The sequence below is a fragment of the Streptomyces sp. NPDC093097 genome (genome assembly GCF_044754325.1).
Taxonomy (GTDB): Bacteria; Actinomycetota; Actinomycetes; order Streptomycetales; family Streptomycetaceae; genus Streptomyces.
In genome coordinates this window covers 334987-353227 of sequence record NZ_JBIVOW010000006.1, presented here as the reverse complement: position 1 = coordinate 353227, position 18241 = coordinate 334987, and the positions used below count along the sequence as shown (strand labels likewise).

Sequence of the window (18241 nt, the reverse complement as noted above, 5' to 3'; positions counted from 1 at the left end):
CGGAGTCGGGGGCCGGCCCACCGCCCCCGGGCGCGCTACCCGTTCAGCCGGGCCTTCTCGTCCGCCTCGCCGCCCGCGCCGACCAGTCCGGGCCGGAACCCGTCGAGCCGGTCCCCGAACCGCCGCATCTCGCGCTGCCCCACCGTCCCTATGAGCGCGGGCAGATACCCGCGCACCGACTGCATCCCGCGCAGCCACCACTGCCCGTAGACATGCGCGGAGCGGCGCTCGACACCGTCCGCGAGGCGCTCCACGGCCGGGCCCAGCGGATAGGTCTTGTTGGCCGGCCAGGGCAGCCGGGCGCGCAACTCCCGCATCAGGTCCTCCCGGTCGGCGCCGCGCACCATGTCGGTGTCGGTCCAGCTCAGATAGCCGACCCCGACCCGGACGCCCTGGTAGCCGACCTCGGCGCGCAGGCTGTGCGCGAACGCCTCCACGCCCGACTTGGAGGCGCAGTACGCGCTCATCATCGGCGCCGGTGTGATCGCGGCGAGCGAGGCGATCTGGAGGAAGTAGCCGCGGGACTCCATGAGTACCGGCAGGAACGCCCGCGCGGTGACCGCGCCGCCGATCAGGTTGACCTCGATGACCCGCCTCCAGGCCACCGGGTCGGACTCCACCAGCGGGCCGCCGGTCGCCACCCCGGCGTTGGCGACCACCACGTCGACCTTCCCGAAGCGCAGCTTGACCTCCTGCGCGATCCGGGCCATCGCCTCGTGGTCGGTGACGTCGGCGTGCCAGTGGTGCGCGGGGCCGTGCAACAAGGCCGCGACCTCGCGCAGTTCGTCGGGCTCCAGACCGACCAGGGCCAGGGTCGCCCCGCGCGCCGACAGCTTCCGCGCCAGCAGCGCGCCGACGCCGCGCGCCGCGCCGGTGACGACCACGACCTGCCCGTCCAGCTTGTTCCCGTTCACGCCGTCTGCTCCTTCTGCCGCTGCTCGGTGGGTCGCTCGCCCCGGGGTGCGGGGGCCAGGTGGTCGCGGACGAGTTCGCGCAGCCGGGCGGCGACCGCGTCCGGGTCCTCGACGGGGGTCATATGGCCGAGGCCGGGCAGCGCCGTCAGCCCCACGCACTGCGGGAGGACCGAGGCCAGCCGCCGGGCGTGCACGAACGGGGTGAGCCGGTCCTCGGTGCCCGCCAGGACCGCGGTCGGCACCTCCAACCGGCTCGCGCCCCGGGTGAGTTGGAGGCCGTGGAGCACCGCGCCCCAGCGGGCCCGGACGCGCGGCGGGCAGGCGTGCACGATCCGGGCGCACGCCTCGATCTGCTCGGCGCTCGCCCCGGGGCCCATCGTGGCGTACCGCAGGGCCCACTTGGCGGCCGGGGTGATCGGCCCGAGCGGGGCGCGGGAGCCCAGCAGCAGCCGGTGCGCCCGGCGGCGGCCGTCGGGGGTGGGCAGCGGGAACACCCGGGCCTCGGCCGACAGGTCGGCGCTGCCGGTGCTGCACAGCAGGGCGGCCGCGGCGCGGGCGCGCAGTTCCGGCCGCTCGGCGGCGGCCATGAGCGTCATCCCGCCCATGGAGTGCCCGCCGAGGACGGCCCGTTCGCCGGGCTCCAGGGTCTGCTCCAGGACGGCGACCAGGTCGTCGGCGAGTTGGCGGGTGCCGTAGCCGGCGGGCGGGACGGCCGGGCTGCGGCCGTGCCCCCGCTGGTCGTAGAGCACGACCTTGTGGGCGTCGGCCAGTTCCCGTACGACCGGGGCCCAGAAGGCGGTCGAGCAGGTCCAGCCGTGCGCCAGGACCACGGCCGGGGCGTCCGCCGGCCCGTGCACCTCGGCGTGCAGCCGGGCGCCGTCGGCGGAGGTGACCTCCAGGGTCCGGCGGGGGGCCGGCGGGGCGTAGCGGCCCCGGGTGGCGTGTGCCGGGCCGGTCATGCCGCCACCTCCTCGGCGGTGGTGCGGGCGGCGGCCGCGGCCGGTGCGCCGGCCGGGCCGCTGCGCGGGGGCCGGATCACCTCGTACTCGGCGAGGTCCACCTGCCGGGTCGCGCGGCGGAACTCGCCGGTGGTGCCCGGCCAGACGGTGGTGTTCCGCCCGTTCGCGTCGAGGTACCAGCTGTCGCAGCCGCCGGTGTTCCACACCGTGCGCGCCATCCGCCGCTGGACGGTGCGGGTCCACTCGTCGACGGCGGACTGCCGGGCGTCCAGGGCGATCCGGCCGCCGAGGACGTCGAGTTGGCGCAGGTAGTCGACGAGGTAGTTCAGCTGCGACTCGATCATCAGGATCATCGAGCTGTTCCCCAGGCCGGTGTTGGGCCCGATGATCGTGAGGAAGTTGGGGAAGCCGGCCGCGCTGGCGCCGCGCAGCGCCTCCATGCCGTCCTTCCACTCCTGCGCGAGGGTGGTGCCGCGCGCCCCGACGACCCGCTGGGCGATCGGCATGTCGGTGACGTGGAAGCCGGTCCCGAAGACGATCGCGTCCGCCTCGGCCTCGGTGCCGTCCGCCGCGACCAGGACGTTGCCCCGGATCTCGCGCAGCCCGGAGGTGACCACGTCCACGGTGGGCCGGGCCAGCGCCGGGTACCAGGTGTTGGACAACAGGATCCGCTTGCAGCCGATGCGGTAGTCGGGCGTCAGCCGGGCCCGCAGCGCCGGGTCCTTGATCGCCTTGCGCAGGTGCGCCTTGGCGAGGCTCTCGACCGGCCCCAGCTCACCGGGCCGCTTGGTGAACGCGCTGACCTGCAATTCCCTTATGCCCCACAGGAGTTGGCGGCGCAGCTGGCGGGTGGCGGGCACCTTGGTGTGCAGCCAGCGCTCCACGCCGCTGATCCGCCGGTCGGCCCGCGGCATCACCCACGGCGGGGTCCGCTGGAACACCGTCAGCCGCCCGACCTCCGGCTGGATGGCCGGCACGATCTGGATGGCGGAGGCGCCGGTGCCGACCATGGCGACCCGCTTGCCCCGCAGGTCGTAGTCGTGGTCCCAGCGCGCCGAGTGGAAGACCTTGCCGGGGAAGTCCGCGAGCCCGGGGATGTCGGGGATCTGCGGATCGGAGAGCGGCCCGGTGGCCGACACCACCACATCGGCGGTGTAGGGCCCCTGGGCGGTGTCGATCTCCCACCGCAACTCGGTGCCGTTCCAGCGCAGTCCGCGCACCTCGGCGTCGAAGCGGAGGTGCGGCCGCAGCCCGAACGTGTCGGCCACCCGCTCCAAGTAGGCCCGGATGTGCGGCTGTCCGCTGAAGTTGCGCGGCCACTGCGGATTGGGCGCGAAGGAGAACGAGTACAGATGCGAGGGCACGTCGCAGGCGCACCCCGGATAGCTGTTGTCCCGCCAGGTGCCGCCCACCGCGTCGGCCCGTTCCAGGACCACGAAGTCGGTGATCCCGGCGCGCCGCAGCCGCACCGCGGCCCCCAGGCCGCCGAATCCCGATCCGATCACCGCCACCCGCACATGCCGCCGCCCGTCGTCGGCCATGCCGCCACCTCCCGTGTCGCCGCTCCACCGTCCCCCAATCGCGCCAGCAATCACTGGCGCGGTTGGCATGGTGGGAGCGTAGGGCAGTCCCGTACCGAGCGGTAGGGGGCAGGCGAGGGGAAGTTACCTCCGGTCACCCCGGGCGCCGGACCGCGGACGCAAGGGCGGTGACAGGACCTAGGCTGACCCCGTGGCAGACCAGGCGGCAGCACCTCCCCCCGACAACGCGCACCCCCGCGCCCGCAGGGGCGACATATCCCCCGGGCCCGGCGAAACGGCCCCGAAGGAACGCGAGTTCCGGATGGCCGACCTGGCCGGGGAAGCCGGTATCACGGTGCGCACCCTGCGCTTCTACCGCGAGCGCAAGCTCCTGCCGCCGCCCCGCCGGGAGGGCCGGATCGCCTGGTACAACGAGCACCACCTGGCCCGTCTGCGCACCATCGGCGCCCTTTTGGAGCGCGGCCACACCCTCGGCGGGATCGCCGAGCTGTTCACCGCCTTCGAGACCGGCCGCGACGTCGGTGAACTCCTGGGCCTGCCCAGCCCGTTGCTGACCCCGTGGTCCGAGGAGACCCCGGTCCGCCTCACCCCGGAGGAGCTCGCCGACCACTTCAGCGGCGAGGTCACCGCGGAGAACCTCACCGCCTCACTCGCCATCGGCTATCTGGCCGTCGACGGCGACGAGTTCGTGCACATCAGCCGCCGCCTGCTGGACGCCTCCACCGACCTCGTCGCCCAGGGCGTGCCGCTCGCCGCCGTCCTGGAGGCCGGCCGCGCGGTCCGCGCGCACGCCGACGCCCTCGCCGACGTCTTCACCACCCTCATCCGCACCCATGTCGTCACCACCCTCCAGGACCTCCCCCAGGCCGCGGAGACCGTGGAGAGCCTCCGCCCGCTCGCCAAGGGCGTCGTCGAGGCCGAGGTCTCCATGGCCATGGACCGCCGCATCCGCGCGGAACTGGAGAGCATCCTGGGCGGCGGGACGCCGGACACCGCCCCGAACGCCCCCCAGGAGCAGCAGCCGCCCAAGAAGGACTGAACCTTCACCGGGCGGCACGCACCGGGGCCCCTACGCCCCGTACACCACCGTCACCGGCGCATGATCGCTCCACCGCTGGTCGTACGACGCGGCCCGCTCCACGTGCGCCTTGGCGGCGCGGGTCGCCAGGCCCGGCGTGGCCAGGTGGTAGTCGATCCGCCAGCCGGCGTCGTTGTCGAAGGCCCGCCCGCGGTAGGACCACCACGAGTACGGCCCCTCGGTCTCCGGGTGCAGCGCCCGGACGACGTCCACATAGCCGCCGCGGTCCGCGTCCAGCACCGCGGACAGCCAGGCCCGCTCCTCCGGCAGGAATCCGGACTTCTTCTGGTTGGCCTTCCAGTTCTTCAGGTCGGCCTCCTGGTGGGCGATGTTCCAGTCGCCGCAGACGACCACCTCGCGGCCGTCCGCCGCCGCCCGCTCGCGCAGCCCGACGAGATACGGCAGGAACTCCGCCATGAAGCGTTCCTTCTCGTCCTGCCGCTCGGTGCCGACCTCACCGGAGGGCAGGTAGAGGCTGGCGACCGTCACCCCGGGCAGGTCGGCCTCCACATACCGGCCGCTGTCGTCGAACTCCGCCGACCCGAAGCCGATCTGCACCCGCTCCGGCTCCCGCCGGGTGTAGAGCGAGACACCGGCCCGGCCCTTGGCGGCCGCCGGGGCGTGCACGGTGTGCCAGCCGGCCGGCTCCCGCACCTCCTCGGGCAGCTGGGCGGTCTCGGCCCGCACCTCCTGGAGGCACAGCACATCGGCGTCGGTCCCGGCCAGCCACGGCAGGAAGCCCTTCTTGGCCGCGGCCCGCAGCCCGTTCACGTTCACAGAGGTCACGGTCAGCATCCCGGCACCCTACCCGCCGGGCGCCGTCGCCCCGTCCCCGGCCGCCTCCCGTCCGGCCCGGGATTTCCGTACGCTTCCAGGAATGGAGATACGCCCCGTCCGCTACGACCACCCCGACGCCGTCCGCCTCGATACGGAGGTCCAGCAGGAGTACGCCCTGCGCTACGGAGACGGGGACCTGACACCGCTGGCGCCGGAGATGTTCCTCCCGCCGCACGGTCTGTACCTGATCGCGTACGAGGGCGGCCGGCCGCTGGCCACCGGCGGCTGGCGGGTCCAGGACGACACCGCCGAGGGCTACGCGTTGGGCGACGCCGAGATCAAGCGGATGTTCGTGGTGCCGCAGGCCCGCGGCCGCGGGCTGGCCCGGCGGATCCTGGCCGCCCTCGAAGCCGACGCGCAGTCCGCCGGCCGCCGCCGGATGGTGCTGGAGACCGGCACCGAGCAGCCCGAGGCGCTCTCCCTCTACGCCTCCAGCGGCTACGCGCTGGTCGAGAAGTTCGGCTACTACCGGACCTACGAATCCAGCCGCTGCATGGCAAAACCGCTGGTCAAGGCCGAGTAGCCGCCCCCGTCCGGGGCGGCCGGACACTCCCGCGTTGACAGGTCCCGGACCACTCTCCATACTCATTCCACTAATGAACTAGTGAAAGGGGGGTTTCAGCGTGCACGACGACCCGAGCCCGGGCCCCTGGGCGATCGAGGCCGAGGACCTGGGGAAGAAGTACCGCCGGCGGTGGGCGCTCACGGAGTGCTCCTTCCGCCTCCCGGCCGGGCGCGTCTGCGCCATGGTCGGCCCCAACGGCGCCGGCAAGAGCACCTTCCTGGGCCTCGCGGCCCGTCTGATCCAGCCGTCCACCGGCACCCTGCGACTGAACGGCGTCTCGATCGACGACCCCGCCGTGCAGGCCCGCGTCGCGTTCCTCGCCCAGGACAAGCCGCTCTACGCGCGCTTCACGGTCGGCGAGATGCTCCGGCTCGGCCGCGAGCTGAACCCGCACTGGGACCAGGCGGTCGCCGAGCGCATCGTCCGCTCCGGCGACATCGCGCTCACCGCCCGGGTCGGCACGCTCTCCGGCGGCCAGCGCACCCGCGTCGCCTTCGCCCTCGCCTTCGGCAAGCGCCCCGCGCTGCTGCTGCTCGACGAGCCGATGTCCGACCTGGACCCGCTGGCCCGCGACGAGCTCTCCGGCCTGCTGATGGCCGAGGTCGCCGAGCACGGCACCACCGTCCTGATGTCCTCCCACCTGCTGTCCGAGGTGGAGGAGATGTGCGACCACCTCCTGGTCCTGGCCGGCGGCCGGCTGCGGATGGCCGGCCCGACCGACGCCCTGGTGCCCGCGCACGCCCTGGTGACCGGACGGGCCGTCGACGGCCGAGTGCCCAGGGAGCTGACCGCGCGGCACACCGTCGTCGACTCCCGCGTCAACGGACGGCAGTTCAGCGCCCTGGTCCGCCCCGCCGGACCGCTCACCGGCACGGCAGCCGACGGCGGCACCGACTGGGACGTGATGGCGCCGAGCATGGAGGAGATCCTGCTGGCCTGCATGCGCTCCCCGGAGTCCCCCGCCCTGATCATGGACGACGCCCGGAAGGAGACCGCGGCATGACCACCGCCACCACACGCCCCGGGGCCGACAGCGCCCCGCGCCCCCTGACCGCCTCCGGCCCGCTGCGCGGCACCGCCTGGGTGGTCTGGCGCCGGCACCACGCGGCGCTGCTCACCGGGATCCTGGTCACCCTCGCCGCCTGTGCGATCTTCTCGTACCAGCGGATCGGGCTGATGGGCTTCCTGGGGAGCACGGGCGCCGGCCCGGACACGCTCCACGAGGAGTTCCAGACCAGGTTCGCCTCCACGTTCAACGGCGACCTCCAGTTCCTCCAGCAGGTGCCGACGGTCGTCGCGGTCTTCCTGGGCGCCCCGCTGATCGCCGCCGAACTGGAGCGCGGCACCCTCCAGTTGGTCACCACCCAGTCGGTGAGCCGCGGCCGCTGGCTCGCCACCACGCTCGCCCTCCCGCTGACGATCGTGACCGCCTGCACCACCCTGCTGTCGGTGGTCTTCCAGTGGCTCTGGACGCCCGCCCACTCCCTGGTCGTCGGGGGCGACTGGCTGAACAGCGGACCGTTCGACGTCACCGGCCCGGTGCTGGTCGCCGAGACCCTGTTCCTGACCGCCTGCGGCATCGTCATCGGCAAGCTGCTCAAGCGCATGATCCCGGCGATGGTGGCGACCGCGGTCGTCGCCGTGGGGGTGAGCGTCATCTGGGGCGAGCGGGTGCTGCCGTCGCTGGGCACGCTGCACAGCATCACCTCCCCCTTCCACGGCGACGGCCCCGACCTGGCGCCCGACGCGGTCCGGATGGACGACTGGGTGGGCACCGCCGACGGCCGGCTCTTCGGCTTCAGCACCTGCGTCCACGACGCCCACCCCGACGCCTGCCGGGCCAAAATGGGCATCGTCAACAACGTCACCCAGTACCTGTCCTTCGACCAGATGCCCGGCATGCAGTGGCGCGGTGCGGCGATCCTGCTGGTGCTGACCGCCGTGGCCTTGGCGTTCGTGGTGTGGCAGGCCCGCCGGCGGCCGCTCTGAACGGCGGACCGGGGTCCCGCGGCGGGCGCTTTGACAGCCGCCGCGGGCGGCCCGATCATCGAGCGGTCGGCGAGCGCGGCACCGGTGGACGGGCCGCCCGCACCGACGGCACCGCACCGGGCACCGAGGAGAGGAGGTGAGCGCCGTCGAATTCCGGATCGACCGCCGCAGCGGCGTCGCCACCTACCTCCAGATCGTCCAGCAGGTCCAGCAGGCGCTGCGGCTGGGCATCCTGGTGGAGGGCGACCGGCTGCCCACGGCCGCGCAGGTCGCCGCCACCACCAAGGTCAACCCCAACACCACCCTCAAGGCCTACCGCGAGCTGGAGCGCGAGGGCCTGGTCGAGCCCCGGCCCGGCCTGGGCACGTTCGTCAGCCGCACCCTGGCCCGCCCGGACTCGGCCGCGGACGCCGTGCTGCGCGAGGAGCTGCGCGGCTGGATGGAGCGCGCCCGCGCCGGGGGTCTGGAACGCGAGGACGTCCGGGCGCTGCTGAACTCCGTCCTGGAGGACCGCTTCCCGCAGGGGTGAGCGCGGGGCATCCGCCCTGGCGCGACGGCGCCTGCCCAGGGGCCGGGACGCGGGCCTCACGCCCCGCCGCGCGGCTCCCCCGCCGGGGTCTTCGCGCCCCGGGCCTCCCCGTCGGCCTCGGGGCACAGCGCCCCCCGCAGATCGACGGCGGCCTCCGCCCCGCCCCCGGGCGGATTGGTGAAGCCCAGCCCGGCCCCCAGCACCCGGGCCTGCCCGGCGGCGATGGTCAGCCCCAGGCCCAGGCCCGTCCCGCCCCGGCCGCCGCCCGTGCGGAACCGCTGGGGGCCGTGCGTCAGCAGCGCCTCCGGGAAGCCCGGCCCGCTGTCCCGCACCCGTATCACCCCGCCGTCGACCTCGACGGTCACCGGCGCCGCACCGTGCCGCCGGGCGTTGCTGATCAGGTTGACCAGGATCCGCTCGACCCGGCGCGGATCGGTCTCCACCAGCCCGTCGGCCACCATCCGCACCTTTATCGCCCCGTCCGCGGCCGCCCGGCCCGTCCCCGGACCGGTACCCGCCGGCGTCCCGCCCCCGGGCCCGGCGCCCTGGCCGGCCGCCGCCGCGACCGCGCGCCGCACCAGCTCCCCCAGCGGCCGCACCTCCCGGTCCGCCTCCTCGCTACGCGCGTCCAGCCGCGCCACCTCCAGCACGTCCTCCATCAGCCCGCGCACCCGCTCGGCCCGCTCCTGGACCATCTCGGCGGGCCGGGACGGCGGCAGCAGCCCGGCCGCGGTGACCAGCCCGGCGACCGGGGTGCGCAGTTCGTGGGCGATGTTGGCGGTGACGTCGCGCTCGGCGCGCAGCCGCCCGGCGAGCGCCTCGGCCATGGTGTTCACCGCCGAGGTGAGCTGTGCGATCTCGTCGTTCCCGGTGCGCGGCAGCCGTGCGCCCAGATCGCCCTCCGCGATCCGCTGGGCGGTCGCGGCGGACGCGGTCAGCCGCCGCCCGAGCCGGTGCGCGACCAGCAGCCCGACCACGCAGCCCAGCCCCGTCCCGGCCGCCCCGGCCACCCACAGCATCCGGTCCAGCGCCGCGACGGTCCGCTGCTCCCGGTCGTAGGGGCGCTTGAGCGCGACGATGTCCGGGCCCATCCTGGTGGCCGCCCACAGGTACGGCGTCCGGCCGCTCAGCTCCAGATAGACGCCCCGCCGGCCGCGCTCGACCAGTGCCTTGAGGGGACGCGGCAGGTCGCGGGGGTTGACCAGCCCCCGCCCGGTGACGATCCCGGCCGCCCGGTCCTGGGCGGTGGTCTGCAACCGGCCGTCGAGGGAGTGGCCGGCCAGGTCCAGCTGCGCGTTGACGGTGTGATGGTGGACGAGCACACCGACGAGGACCACGACCACCGCCGCGGTGGCGGAGATCGCGATGCCTATCTTGGCGCGCAGCCCCATCCGTTCCCTTCTCCCGTTCCTCTCGTCCTCCGGCCCGTCCCGCCCGTCTCCGGCGTCCCGCCCCTCCCGGACGCCGCGCTAGTCGACGTCGGGCAGGTGCAGACTCACCCGCCCCAGCTCGGCGGCCTTCTCCCCGCGGAGCGCGGGCGCGACCGCCCCGGCACTGGAGTAGTACGCGAACCCCGGCTGCCGCTGGAGCCCGCTCAGCGTGACCTTGACCCGGTACGGCGTGCGGACGCACTGCGGCGCGCACCAGTCCCCGACCAGCCCGCCGGCGGCCACCGCCGTCGGGCCGCCCCACGACTCCCAGCGCAGCCCCGTCAGCCGCGCCGTGTCGCCCAGCGGGAGGGCGGCCGGGCGCTGCAACGGGCGTCCGGCGTTGTCCGCCGCGTAGACCGGCCCGGTCCGCCCGGGCCGCGCGGACGGCGCGACCGCCGGCCCCTCGTCCCGCAGCAGCGGCCGGGGCCCGCCGCACCCCGCGAGCGCGACGCAGAGCGCTCCCGTGAGCAGCACGGCGCCGACGGCTTCGGCGATGACGGTCGCTGGTCTCACGGATCCCTCGGGCGGACGGACGGGCGGGCGGTCCTGCGCACCGGATGCACCCCGCGTGCACAGGGATGTACCGCTTTGCGCACACAAGAGCGCATTCCTGTTTCCCGACAAATGTAACGGCGCTCCCCTCGAACCGACGCCCCCCTTGGCACCCCAGCCCCCGCCCCCTCCCTACCCGTGTCTTGACCCTCACCCAACGTCAGGCCGCACCCTTGATCGGCATCGCGCGGCGGCCCGCGACCGGCGGCCGCACGGTGCCGCCACCCACCCGCACCCGAAAGGCGCTCCCATGGGATACCCGGTAGGTCAGGTCTCCGCCTTCGCCGGGGTCACCATCCGGACCCTGCACCTCTACGACAAGACCGGCCTGCTCCGCCCCAGCGAGCGCAGCCCCGCCGGCTACCGCCTCTACAGCGACGCCGACCTCGCCCGCCTCCAGCAGATCCTCTTCTACCGGGAACTCGGCTTCCCGCTCGACGAGATCGCCACGATCCTGGCGGACCCCCAGGCCAACGCCCTCGACCAGCTCCGCGCCCGGCACCGCCGGCTCACCGAGGAGATCACCCGGCTCCGGCGCCTGGTCGAGGTCGCCGAGCAGGCCATGGAGGTCCAGCAGACCGGCGTCCCCCTCACCCCGGAGGAGCGCTTCGAGGTCTTCGGCGAGATCGCCTTCGATCTCACCTACGCCACCGAGGCCGAGCGGAAGTGGCGGCACAGCGAGGGCTACCGGCAGTCGATGGCCCGCGCCGCGACCCACTCCAAGGCCGACTGGGCGCAGATCATGGCCGAGGCCGCCGACTGGCGGGCCCGCCTGATCGCCGCCTTCGACGCCGGCGAACCGGCCGACGGCGAGCGGGCCATGGACCTCGCCGAGGAGCACCGCCACCACCTCACCCGCTGGTTCACCCCCTGCCCCACCGACATGCACGGCCGGATCGCCGACGACTTCGCCGCCGACCCCCGCGCCTTCGCCCTGCTCGTCCCACCCACCGAACAACGCCCGGGCCTCGCGCCCTACCTACGCACCGCGATCCACGCCAACGCGGTCCGCCAATCACCCCCGACCACAACCACCCCCTGACCCCGAGGCCCCACCCACCGAACAACACCCAGGCCTCGCGCCATACCCGCGCCCCGCAGTCCACACCGACGCAGTCCGCCAATCACCCCCGACCACAACCACCCCCTGACCCCGAGGCCCCGCCATGAACGTCCTCCTCGCCGCCGCCGGTTCGCACGGCGACATCGCTCCGTACACCGGCCTCGGCGCCCGCCTCCGGGCCGCCGGCCACGAGGTCACCCTCGCCACCCACGACACCTACGCCCCGCTCGTCCGCGCCGCCGGCCTCGGCTTCCGCAGCCTCCCCGCCGACCCGCGCGCCACCGGCCCCGCGGACCCGTCCACCGCCGGCACCCCCACCACCCGCCGCGCCCTGATGCGCCGGGCCGCCACCTTCATCGGACAGCTCGGCGACGGCATGGCCGACGCCGCCGGCCCCGACACCGAACTGCTCCTGCTGTCCACCACCACGGCCCCGCTCGGCTGGCACCTCGCCGAGGCCCTGGACATCCCGTCCGCCGGCGTCTACCTCCAACCCACCGCGCCCACCCGCGCGTTCTCGCCGGTCGTCAGCGGCGGCCGCTCACTCGGCGGCCGGGGCAACCGCACCGCCGGCCGCCTCGCCCTCCGCGTCGTCGACCGCCTGCACGCCGACGCCGTCCGCGCCCTGCGCACCCGCCTGGGCCTGCCGCCCGCCACCGCCCGTACGGTCCGCCGCCGCACCGAGGCCGCCAACTGGCCGGTCCTGCACGGCTTCAGCGAACTCCTCGTCCCCCGCCCCGCGGACTGGCGCCCCGGCCTCGACATCACCGGCTACTGGTGGCCCCACCACGCCCCCGACGCCCAACTCCCCTCTCACGTAGAGGACTTCCTCACCGCCGGCCCGCCCCCGGTCTCCATCGGCTTCGGCAGCATGTCCACCACCGACACCGAACGCCTCGCCACCCTCGCCGTCCGCGCCCTCCGCCGCGCCGGCCTCCGCGGCATCCTTCTCTCCGGCAACGCCGCCCTCACCGCCCCGTCCCCCTCCGACGACATCCTCACCCTCACCACCCCCCTCCCCCACGCCCTCCTCTTCCCCCGCCTCGCCGCCGCCGTCCACCACTGCGGCGCGGGCACCGCCGCCGCGGCCCTCCGCGCCGGCATCCCGTCCGTCCCCGTCCCGTTCACCGCCGATCAGCCCTTCTGGGCCGCCCGCCTGGCCTCCCTGGGCGCCGCCACCCCCGCCCTCCCCTTCACCGCCCTCACCCGCAAACTCCCCCTGGACGACGCCGTCACCCGCCTCGCCACCGCCCTCACCGAGGCCACCACCACCCCGCCCCTGCGCACCCACGCCCAATCCGCCGCCCACGACCTCACCACCGAAGACGGCCCCACCAAGGCCCTCCACACCCTCGACCGCCTCCTCCTCCCCTGACCCCACACCCCGTCAACCCCACCTCCCCCACACACGCAAAAGCCCCCACCGGATCTCCCGGTGGGGGCTTCAACTACGCGGTGGACCTGAGGGGACTCGAACCCCTGACCCCCTCGTTGCGAACGAGGTGCGCTACCAGCTGCGCCACAGGCCCTTGCGACGAGTGAAACTCTAGCATCACCTTCGCCGTGCTCGGAAATCGCTTCCGGTGCTGGTCAGTGGGACGTGCCTCACTCGTTCGCCGCGCGCGGGCGATCCTCGTCCTCGTACTGGTCGAAGAGCGGGGTGCGGCCGCGGGCGCGGCGGCCCGGGTTGGTGGGGCGGTCCTGGGCGGCGGCGTCGGGCCGCGGGCGCTCGGGGACGGAGCTGGAGCGGGCGGAGCTCCAGGCGTCGTCGGCGTCCAGGTCGACGTGGCTGGTGGCGCGGGGGGCGACCGGGGCGGTGACGTAGGTGGGGAGCGGGACCGGGACGGGCTCCCAGCTGCCGGTGGCCGGGCGGGAGCGCTCGCGCTGCTGGTCGACCCACTCGGCGTGGTCGGTCTGCTCGACGAGGGCGCGGGCGCCGGAGGTGTGCACGGGCGCCGCCGGACGGGACGGCTCCGGGGCGGGCTCGGCGTCAGCGCGGACGTCGGGCTGGTGGTCGGCGGCGGGCGGCTGGTCGGCCGCCTGGCGAGGGCGGGGCCGGCCCTCCCGCAGCCGCTGCGCTGCCGCCTCCGCCTTGCGCTGGTCCATGGTGAAGGTGAAGCGGCGGCGCTCCTGGACGCGCAGATAGATGATGTAGGAGGTGAGCAGCGCCGCGGGCACGGCGGGGGTCCAGAGGAAGGGCAGGCCGCCGACGGCCGCGGCGATGGCGCCGGCGGTGAAGGCGAGGAACAGCACGGTGATGGTGCGCCGGCGGCGGGCCAGGACCTTGGCGCGCTTGGTGCGCTCGGCGAGCGAGGGCCGCAGCGGGGCGACCTGCGCGCGGGCGGGGAGGACGTCGGGGAGTGCGGGGGCCGGTTCGGGATCGCCGAAGGACCGGGCGCCGGCCGGGTCGTCGGCGGCGTCCGGGTCCCGCTCGTCGCCGGCATCGTCGGCGGGGCACGCCCCGTGCTCCCGGTCGTAGCGGCGCTGCATGGCCGCGCGCCCGGACAGGAGCCGGATGGCCGTGCTGAAGCGCTCGGTGGGACGGGCCTCGTTGAGCTCGTCCTGCCTACGGAGCCACATCGGCACCAAATAGGCGGCCCAGGCCCCGACGATGACTGCGTAGATGAGGCCGCTGCTTCTCACAACTCACACGGTAGAGGGGTTTGCAGGGGGCCATCCGCCAATTGGGCCGGTGTGTCGCACGATCTGGCTGATATCTCGAACTTTTTTTGTGATTGTTGCGATGAAGTTGTGGTGAATGCGCAGGGTACGGCGAAGTAATTCGAACACGCTTTTTATTTGTGGGATGTGTCGGAGCGATCGGACGTGCCCGGTTTCCGACGGTGCCAGCGACCGAGGAGCCCTTCCGGCACTTCTTCGGCGGTCAGCGCGAAAACGGCGTGGTCGCGCCAGGCGCCGTCGATGTGGAGGTAGCGCGGGCGGATGCCTTCCTCGCGGAAGCCGAGTTTCTCCACCACGCGGCGACTGGGGGCGTTTTCCGGCCGAATGCAGACCTCGATGCGGTGCAGTCCGACGGTGCCGAAGCAGTGGTCGACGGCGAGCGCCACCGCGGTCGGCATCACCCCGCGGCCGGCGACTTCCCGGTCGACCCAGTAACCGATATGGCCCGAGCACATCGAGCCCCAGGTGATACCCGCCACAGTGAGCTGTCCGACGAGCCGGCCGCGGTATTCGACGACGAACGGCAGCATCCGGCCGGCGTGCGCCTCGGCCCGCAGATGGCGGACCATCTGCCGGAAGGTGGGGCGGTGCGGCACCGGGACGCCCGGCGGGGGCGGCGGAACGGTCGCCTCCCAGGGGCGCAGCCAGTCGCGGTTGCGGCGGTTGACCTCGCGCCAGGGGCGTTGGTCGCGCAGCTTTATGGGGCGGAGGGAGACGTCTCCGTCGGTCAGGACCACCGGCCAGGGCGTGTTCAGCTGGGGCTCCCGGAGGTGCTGGGGTGGTCGCCGCCGCGGATCTGGTCGACGGCGTGCGGCAGGAGGTCGGCGAGGACGGCCAGGCCGTCGCGCACCCCGCCGGTGGAGCCGGGGAGGTTGACGATCAGGGTCTGGCCGGCGACCCCGGCCAGACCGCGGGAGAGCGCGGCGGTGGGGACCTTGGCCCGGCCGGCGGCGCGGATCGCCTCGGGGATGCCGGGGACCTCGTGGTCCAGGACCCGGCGGGTGGCCTCGGGGGTGCGGTCGGTGGGCGAGATGCCGGTGCCGCCGGTGGTCAGGACGACGTCGTAGGAGGCGGCGACGGCGTCGCGCAGGGCGGCCTCTACGGGGTCGCCGTCGGGGACGACCCGGGGGCCGTCGACCGCGAAGCCCATGGCGGTCAGCCCCTCGACGAGCAGCGGGCCGCCCCGGTCCTCGTAGACGCCGGCGGCGGCGCGGTTGGAGGCGGTGACGACCAGGGCGCGGGCGGGGGTCACTGCCGGCTCCAGTCGCCGGACTTGCCGCCGGACTTCTCCTCGACGCGGATGTCGGAGATCACCGCGGCCTTGTCGACCGCCTTGACCATGTCGACGACGGTGAGCGCGGCGACCGAGACCGCGGTCAGGGCCTCCATCTCCACGCCGGTGCGGTCGGTGGTCTTGACGGTGGCGGTGATCTCGACGGCGTCGTCGGCGACCGCGAGGTCGACGGCGACGCCGGAGACCGCCAGCGGGTGGCACAGCGGGATCAGCTCGGGGGTGCGCTTGGCGCCCATGATGCCGGCGATGCGGGCGGTGGCCAGCGCGTCGCCCTTGGGGACGCCCTCGCCGCGCAGCAGCTCGACGACACGCGGCGCCACCAGGACGCGGCCGCTGGCGCGGGCGGTCCGGGCGGTGACGTCCTTCTCCGAGACGTCGACCATCCGGGCCGCGCCGGCCGCGTCGAGGTGGGTGAGGTGTTGCTGACCGCTGCTCATCGTTCTCCCGGTCCGTACTGCCGCCTTGTGGGACGACACCGTACCCCCGGGCCGGAGAGGGCACGCGTCACGGGGCTGCCCGGAACCGGTGCTTCCGGGCGGGCGTCAGCGGGGGCCGAGCGGGATGACGTCGACGGTGGCGTCGGCGGGGACCTCGGTGACGTCCTCGGGGACGACGATCAGGGCGTCGGCGTGGGCCATGGCCTTGATGAGGTGGGAGCCGCTGCCGCCGACCGGCGTGACCGTGCCGGCCACCGGGTCGTGGACGCCGCGGAGGAACTGCCGCCGGCCGCGGGGCGAGGAGCCCAACGGCGCGGTGACCCGGGCCCGGACGGTGCGGCGGTGCACCTCGGGGTGGCCCATCAGCGTCCGGATCACGGGGCGGACGAACAGTTCGAAGGAGACGTAGGAACTGACGGGGTTGCCGGGCAGGGCCAGCAGCGGGATGCGGTCGGGGCCGATCAGGCCGAAGCCCTGGGGCTTGCCGGGCTGCATGGCCAGCTTGCGGAACTCCACCCGCCCGTGCTCCGCGGAGAGGTCGCTCAGGGTCTCCTTGACGACGTCGTACGCGCCGACGCTGACGCCGCCGCTGGTCACCAGGACGTCGGCCCGGGCGTACTGGTCCTCCAGGGCGGTGCGCAGGGCCTTGGCGTCGTCGGCGACGGCGCCGACGCGGTAGGCGAGCGCGCCGGCCTCGCGGGCGGCGGCGGTGAGCTGGAAGCTGTTGGAGTCGTGGATCTGGCCGGGGCCCAACGGCTCGCCGGGCGGGACCAGTTCGCTGCCGGTGGAGAGCACCACGACCCGGGGGCGGCGGTGGACCATGACGGTGTCCAGGCCGAGGGCGGCGAGCAGGCCGAGCTGGGTGGGGCCGAGGACGGTGCCGGCGGACAGGGCCGGTTCGCCGGCGCCGGCGTCGCTGCCGGCCCGGCGGATGTGGGCGCCGGCGGTGGCCGGGCGGTGCACCCGGACCTCGCCGGCGGCGTCCTGCGGCGCGGCGCTGTGGGCGCGCATGGTGGCGGCCGGCCCCTGGCCGGTGCCGCCGTCGGTCCACTCGACGGGGACCACCGCGTCGGCACCGGGCGGCACCGGGGCGCCGGTCATGATGCGGGCGGCCCGGCCGGGGCCGACGGTGGGGAGCGCGCCGCTGCCGGCGGCGACGTCACCGAGGACGGCGAGGGTGGCCGGGGCCTCCTCGGTGGCGGCCGCGACGTCGGCGGCGCGGACCGCGTAGCCGTCCATGGAGCTGTTGTCGAACCCCGGCAGCGGCCGCGGGACGGTGAGGTCCTCGGCGAGGACGCAGCCCTGGGCGTCGAGGAGTTGCCGCCTGACCGGGGCCGGCGGCCGGAGCCGCGCCAGGATGTCGTCGAGGTGCTCGGCCACCGACCAGAGGCGGTCCGATGGGGAGGTCTGGCCGGTGGAGCCGTTCAACGTCCTACATCTCCTCGGTGACGTAACTGCGAAGCCAGGCCCGGAAGTCGGGGCCCAGGTCCTCACGTTCGCATGCCAGTCTGACAATGGCACGCAGATAGTCGCCGCGGTCGCCGGTGTCATAGCGGCGGCCCTTGAAGACCACGCCGTGCACCGGGCCGCCGAGTTCGGGGTGGGCGGCCAGTTCCTGGAGGGCGTCGGTGAGCTGGATCTCGCCGCCGCGGCCGGGGTCGGTCTTGCGCAGCACCTCGAAGACGGCCGGGTCCAGGACATAGCGGCCGATGATGGCGAGGTTGCTGGGCGCCTCGGCCGGTTCGGGCTTCTCGACGAGGTCGGAGACGGTGACCACGTCGTCGTCGGCGGTGGGGGCGGCGGCCGCGCAGCCGTAGAGGTGGATGCTGGCGGGATCGACCTCCATGAGGGCGATGACCGAGCCGCCGTGCTCTTCGCGGACCTCTATCATCCGGCGCAGCAGGGGGTCGCGGGGGTCGATGAGGTCGTCGCCCAGGAGGACCGCGAAGGGCTGGTCGCCCACGTGGGGCGCGGCGCACAGCACGGCGTGCCCCAGGCCCTTGGGGTTGCCCTGGCGGACGTAGTGGATGGTCGCAAGGTCGCTGGACTCCTGGACCTTGGCGAGCCGGGAGCCGTCGCCCTTGCGGTGCAGTGCCTCTTCGAGCTCGTAGTTGCGGTCGAAGTGGTCCTCCAGGGGACGCTTGTTCCGGCCGGTCACCATCAGGACGTCGGAGAGCCCGGCCGCGGCCGCCTCCTCCACCACGTACTGGATGGCGGGCTTGTCGACGACCGGCAGCATCTCCTTGGGGGTGGCCTTGGTCGCCGGCAGGAACCGGGTGCCGAGCCCTGCTGCGGGGATGACAGCCTTGCTGATCCGTGCATGCGATGGGGTCATGCGCGCCACCCTAACCGTCCCGGCCGGGCCGATGAT

Annotated in this window: 19 protein-coding genes and 1 tRNA gene; 7 read left to right on the top strand and 13 right to left on the bottom strand. The window is 74.5% G+C overall.

Going from position 1 to position 18241, the window contains the following annotated elements; translation table 11 throughout:
• Positions 1–35 precede the first annotated feature (35 nt).
• From ACIQE0_RS13905 to ACIQE0_RS13895, 3 genes are read right to left on the bottom strand one after another with little or no spacing between them, the layout of a single operon-like run.
• On the bottom strand, positions 36–914 hold the full coding sequence (locus tag ACIQE0_RS13905) for an SDR family oxidoreductase (RefSeq protein ID WP_402331407.1): 879 nt from the start codon (positions 912–914) through the stop codon (positions 36–38).
• Positions 911–1873 carry an alpha/beta hydrolase gene (locus ACIQE0_RS13900; RefSeq protein WP_366329972.1) on the bottom strand — a complete coding sequence of 321 codons (963 nt, stop codon included), beginning with the start codon at positions 1871–1873 and terminating at the stop codon, positions 911–913. The genes ACIQE0_RS13905 and ACIQE0_RS13900 overlap by 4 nt, the downstream gene beginning before the upstream one ends.
• Positions 1870–3414 (bottom strand): NAD(P)/FAD-dependent oxidoreductase, encoded by a 1545-nt coding sequence (locus ACIQE0_RS13895; RefSeq protein WP_366329971.1) that lies wholly within the window; start codon positions 3412–3414, stop codon positions 1870–1872. Before ACIQE0_RS13895 ends, ACIQE0_RS13900 begins: the two co-directional genes overlap by 4 nt.
• A 301-nt stretch (positions 3415–3715) precedes the next feature.
• Here ACIQE0_RS13895 and ACIQE0_RS13890 point away from each other — a divergent pair, with 301 nt between their 5' ends.
• Complete coding sequence (locus ACIQE0_RS13890) at positions 3716–4453, top strand: MerR family transcriptional regulator (RefSeq protein WP_402331578.1); 738 nt, start codon at positions 3716–3718, stop codon at positions 4451–4453.
• A gap of 30 nt (positions 4454–4483) precedes the next feature.
• Here ACIQE0_RS13890 and ACIQE0_RS13885 read toward each other — a convergent pair whose 3' ends face one another.
• Positions 4484–5287 carry an exodeoxyribonuclease III gene (locus tag ACIQE0_RS13885; RefSeq protein ID WP_366329970.1) on the bottom strand — a complete coding sequence of 268 codons (804 nt, stop codon included), beginning with the start codon at positions 5285–5287 and terminating at the stop codon, positions 4484–4486.
• A gap of 82 nt (positions 5288–5369) precedes the next feature.
• On the opposite strand from ACIQE0_RS13885, the gene ACIQE0_RS13880 reads away from it, so the two are divergent.
• The 4 genes from ACIQE0_RS13880 to ACIQE0_RS13865 all read left to right on the top strand — a co-directional run bounded on the left by ACIQE0_RS13880 (position 5370) and on the right by ACIQE0_RS13865 (position 8412).
• On the top strand, positions 5370–5852 hold the full coding sequence (locus ACIQE0_RS13880) for a GNAT family N-acetyltransferase (RefSeq protein WP_366329969.1): 483 nt from the start codon (positions 5370–5372) through the stop codon (positions 5850–5852).
• Between the two features lie 100 nt (positions 5853–5952).
• A complete protein-coding gene (locus ACIQE0_RS13875) occupies positions 5953–6897 on the top strand; it encodes an ABC transporter ATP-binding protein (protein ID WP_402331401.1) in 945 nt (314 codons plus the stop codon).
• Complete coding sequence (locus ACIQE0_RS13870; RefSeq protein WP_402331398.1) at positions 6894–7883, top strand: ABC transporter permease; 990 nt, start codon at positions 6894–6896, stop codon at positions 7881–7883. The genes ACIQE0_RS13875 and ACIQE0_RS13870 overlap by 4 nt, the downstream gene beginning before the upstream one ends.
• 136 nt (positions 7884–8019) lie before the next feature.
• Entirely contained in the window at positions 8020–8412 is a 393-nt protein-coding gene (locus ACIQE0_RS13865) for a GntR family transcriptional regulator (RefSeq protein ID WP_366329966.1), read from the top strand.
• A gap of 56 nt (positions 8413–8468) precedes the next feature.
• Here the strand turns inward: ACIQE0_RS13865 and ACIQE0_RS13860 are convergent, their stop codons facing one another.
• Together ACIQE0_RS13860 and ACIQE0_RS13855 are read right to left on the bottom strand one after the other, a co-directional pair.
• The gene (locus ACIQE0_RS13860; protein WP_402331395.1) at positions 8469–9803 is read right to left on the bottom strand and encodes an ATP-binding protein; all 1335 of its coding nucleotides are present in this window, start codon (positions 9801–9803) and stop codon (positions 8469–8471) included.
• 78 nt (positions 9804–9881) lie between these two features.
• Positions 9882–10355, bottom strand: a complete 474-nt coding sequence (locus tag ACIQE0_RS13855) for a hypothetical protein (protein ID WP_366329964.1) — start codon at positions 10353–10355, stop codon at positions 9882–9884.
• 289 nt (positions 10356–10644) lie between these two features.
• On the opposite strand from ACIQE0_RS13855, the gene ACIQE0_RS13850 reads away from it, so the two are divergent.
• On the top strand, positions 10645–11436 hold the full coding sequence (locus ACIQE0_RS13850) for a MerR family transcriptional regulator (RefSeq protein WP_402331392.1): 792 nt from the start codon (positions 10645–10647) through the stop codon (positions 11434–11436).
• Positions 11437–11560: 124 nt separating this feature from the next.
• Positions 11561–12832: a glycosyltransferase gene (locus ACIQE0_RS13845; RefSeq protein ID WP_402331390.1), complete on the top strand. Its 1272-nt coding sequence runs from the start codon at positions 11561–11563 to the stop codon at positions 12830–12832.
• A gap of 81 nt (positions 12833–12913) precedes the next feature.
• Here the strand turns inward: ACIQE0_RS13845 and ACIQE0_RS13840 are convergent.
• The 7 genes from ACIQE0_RS13840 to galU form a co-directional block, all read right to left on the bottom strand.
• Positions 12914–12986, bottom strand: a tRNA-Ala gene (locus ACIQE0_RS13840).
• Between the two features lie 76 nt (positions 12987–13062).
• Positions 13063–14100 carry a hypothetical protein gene (locus ACIQE0_RS13835; RefSeq protein WP_402331387.1) on the bottom strand — a complete coding sequence of 346 codons (1038 nt, stop codon included), beginning with the start codon at positions 14098–14100 and terminating at the stop codon, positions 13063–13065.
• Positions 14101–14252: 152 nt separating this feature from the next.
• The gene (locus ACIQE0_RS13830; RefSeq protein ID WP_366329960.1) at positions 14253–14876 is read right to left on the bottom strand and encodes a GNAT family protein; all 624 of its coding nucleotides are present in this window, start codon (positions 14874–14876) and stop codon (positions 14253–14255) included.
• A 14-nt stretch (positions 14877–14890) separates the two neighbouring features.
• Positions 14891–15391 carry a molybdenum cofactor biosynthesis protein B gene (locus ACIQE0_RS13825; RefSeq protein ID WP_384099584.1) on the bottom strand — a complete coding sequence of 167 codons (501 nt, stop codon included), beginning with the start codon at positions 15389–15391 and terminating at the stop codon, positions 14891–14893.
• Entirely contained in the window at positions 15388–15870 is a 483-nt protein-coding gene (gene moaC, locus ACIQE0_RS13820; protein ID WP_366329958.1) for a cyclic pyranopterin monophosphate synthase MoaC, read from the bottom strand. Before moaC ends, ACIQE0_RS13825 begins: the two co-directional genes overlap by 4 nt.
• 105 nt (positions 15871–15975) lie before the next feature.
• Positions 15976–17298 (bottom strand): gephyrin-like molybdotransferase Glp, encoded by a 1323-nt coding sequence (glp, locus tag ACIQE0_RS13815; RefSeq protein ID WP_402331383.1) that lies wholly within the window; start codon positions 17296–17298, stop codon positions 15976–15978.
• A 4-nt stretch (positions 17299–17302) separates the two neighbouring features.
• Positions 17303–18205 carry a UTP--glucose-1-phosphate uridylyltransferase GalU gene (galU, locus tag ACIQE0_RS13810; protein ID WP_384099578.1) on the bottom strand — a complete coding sequence of 301 codons (903 nt, stop codon included), beginning with the start codon at positions 18203–18205 and terminating at the stop codon, positions 17303–17305.
• Between the last annotated feature and the right edge of the window lie 36 nt (positions 18206–18241).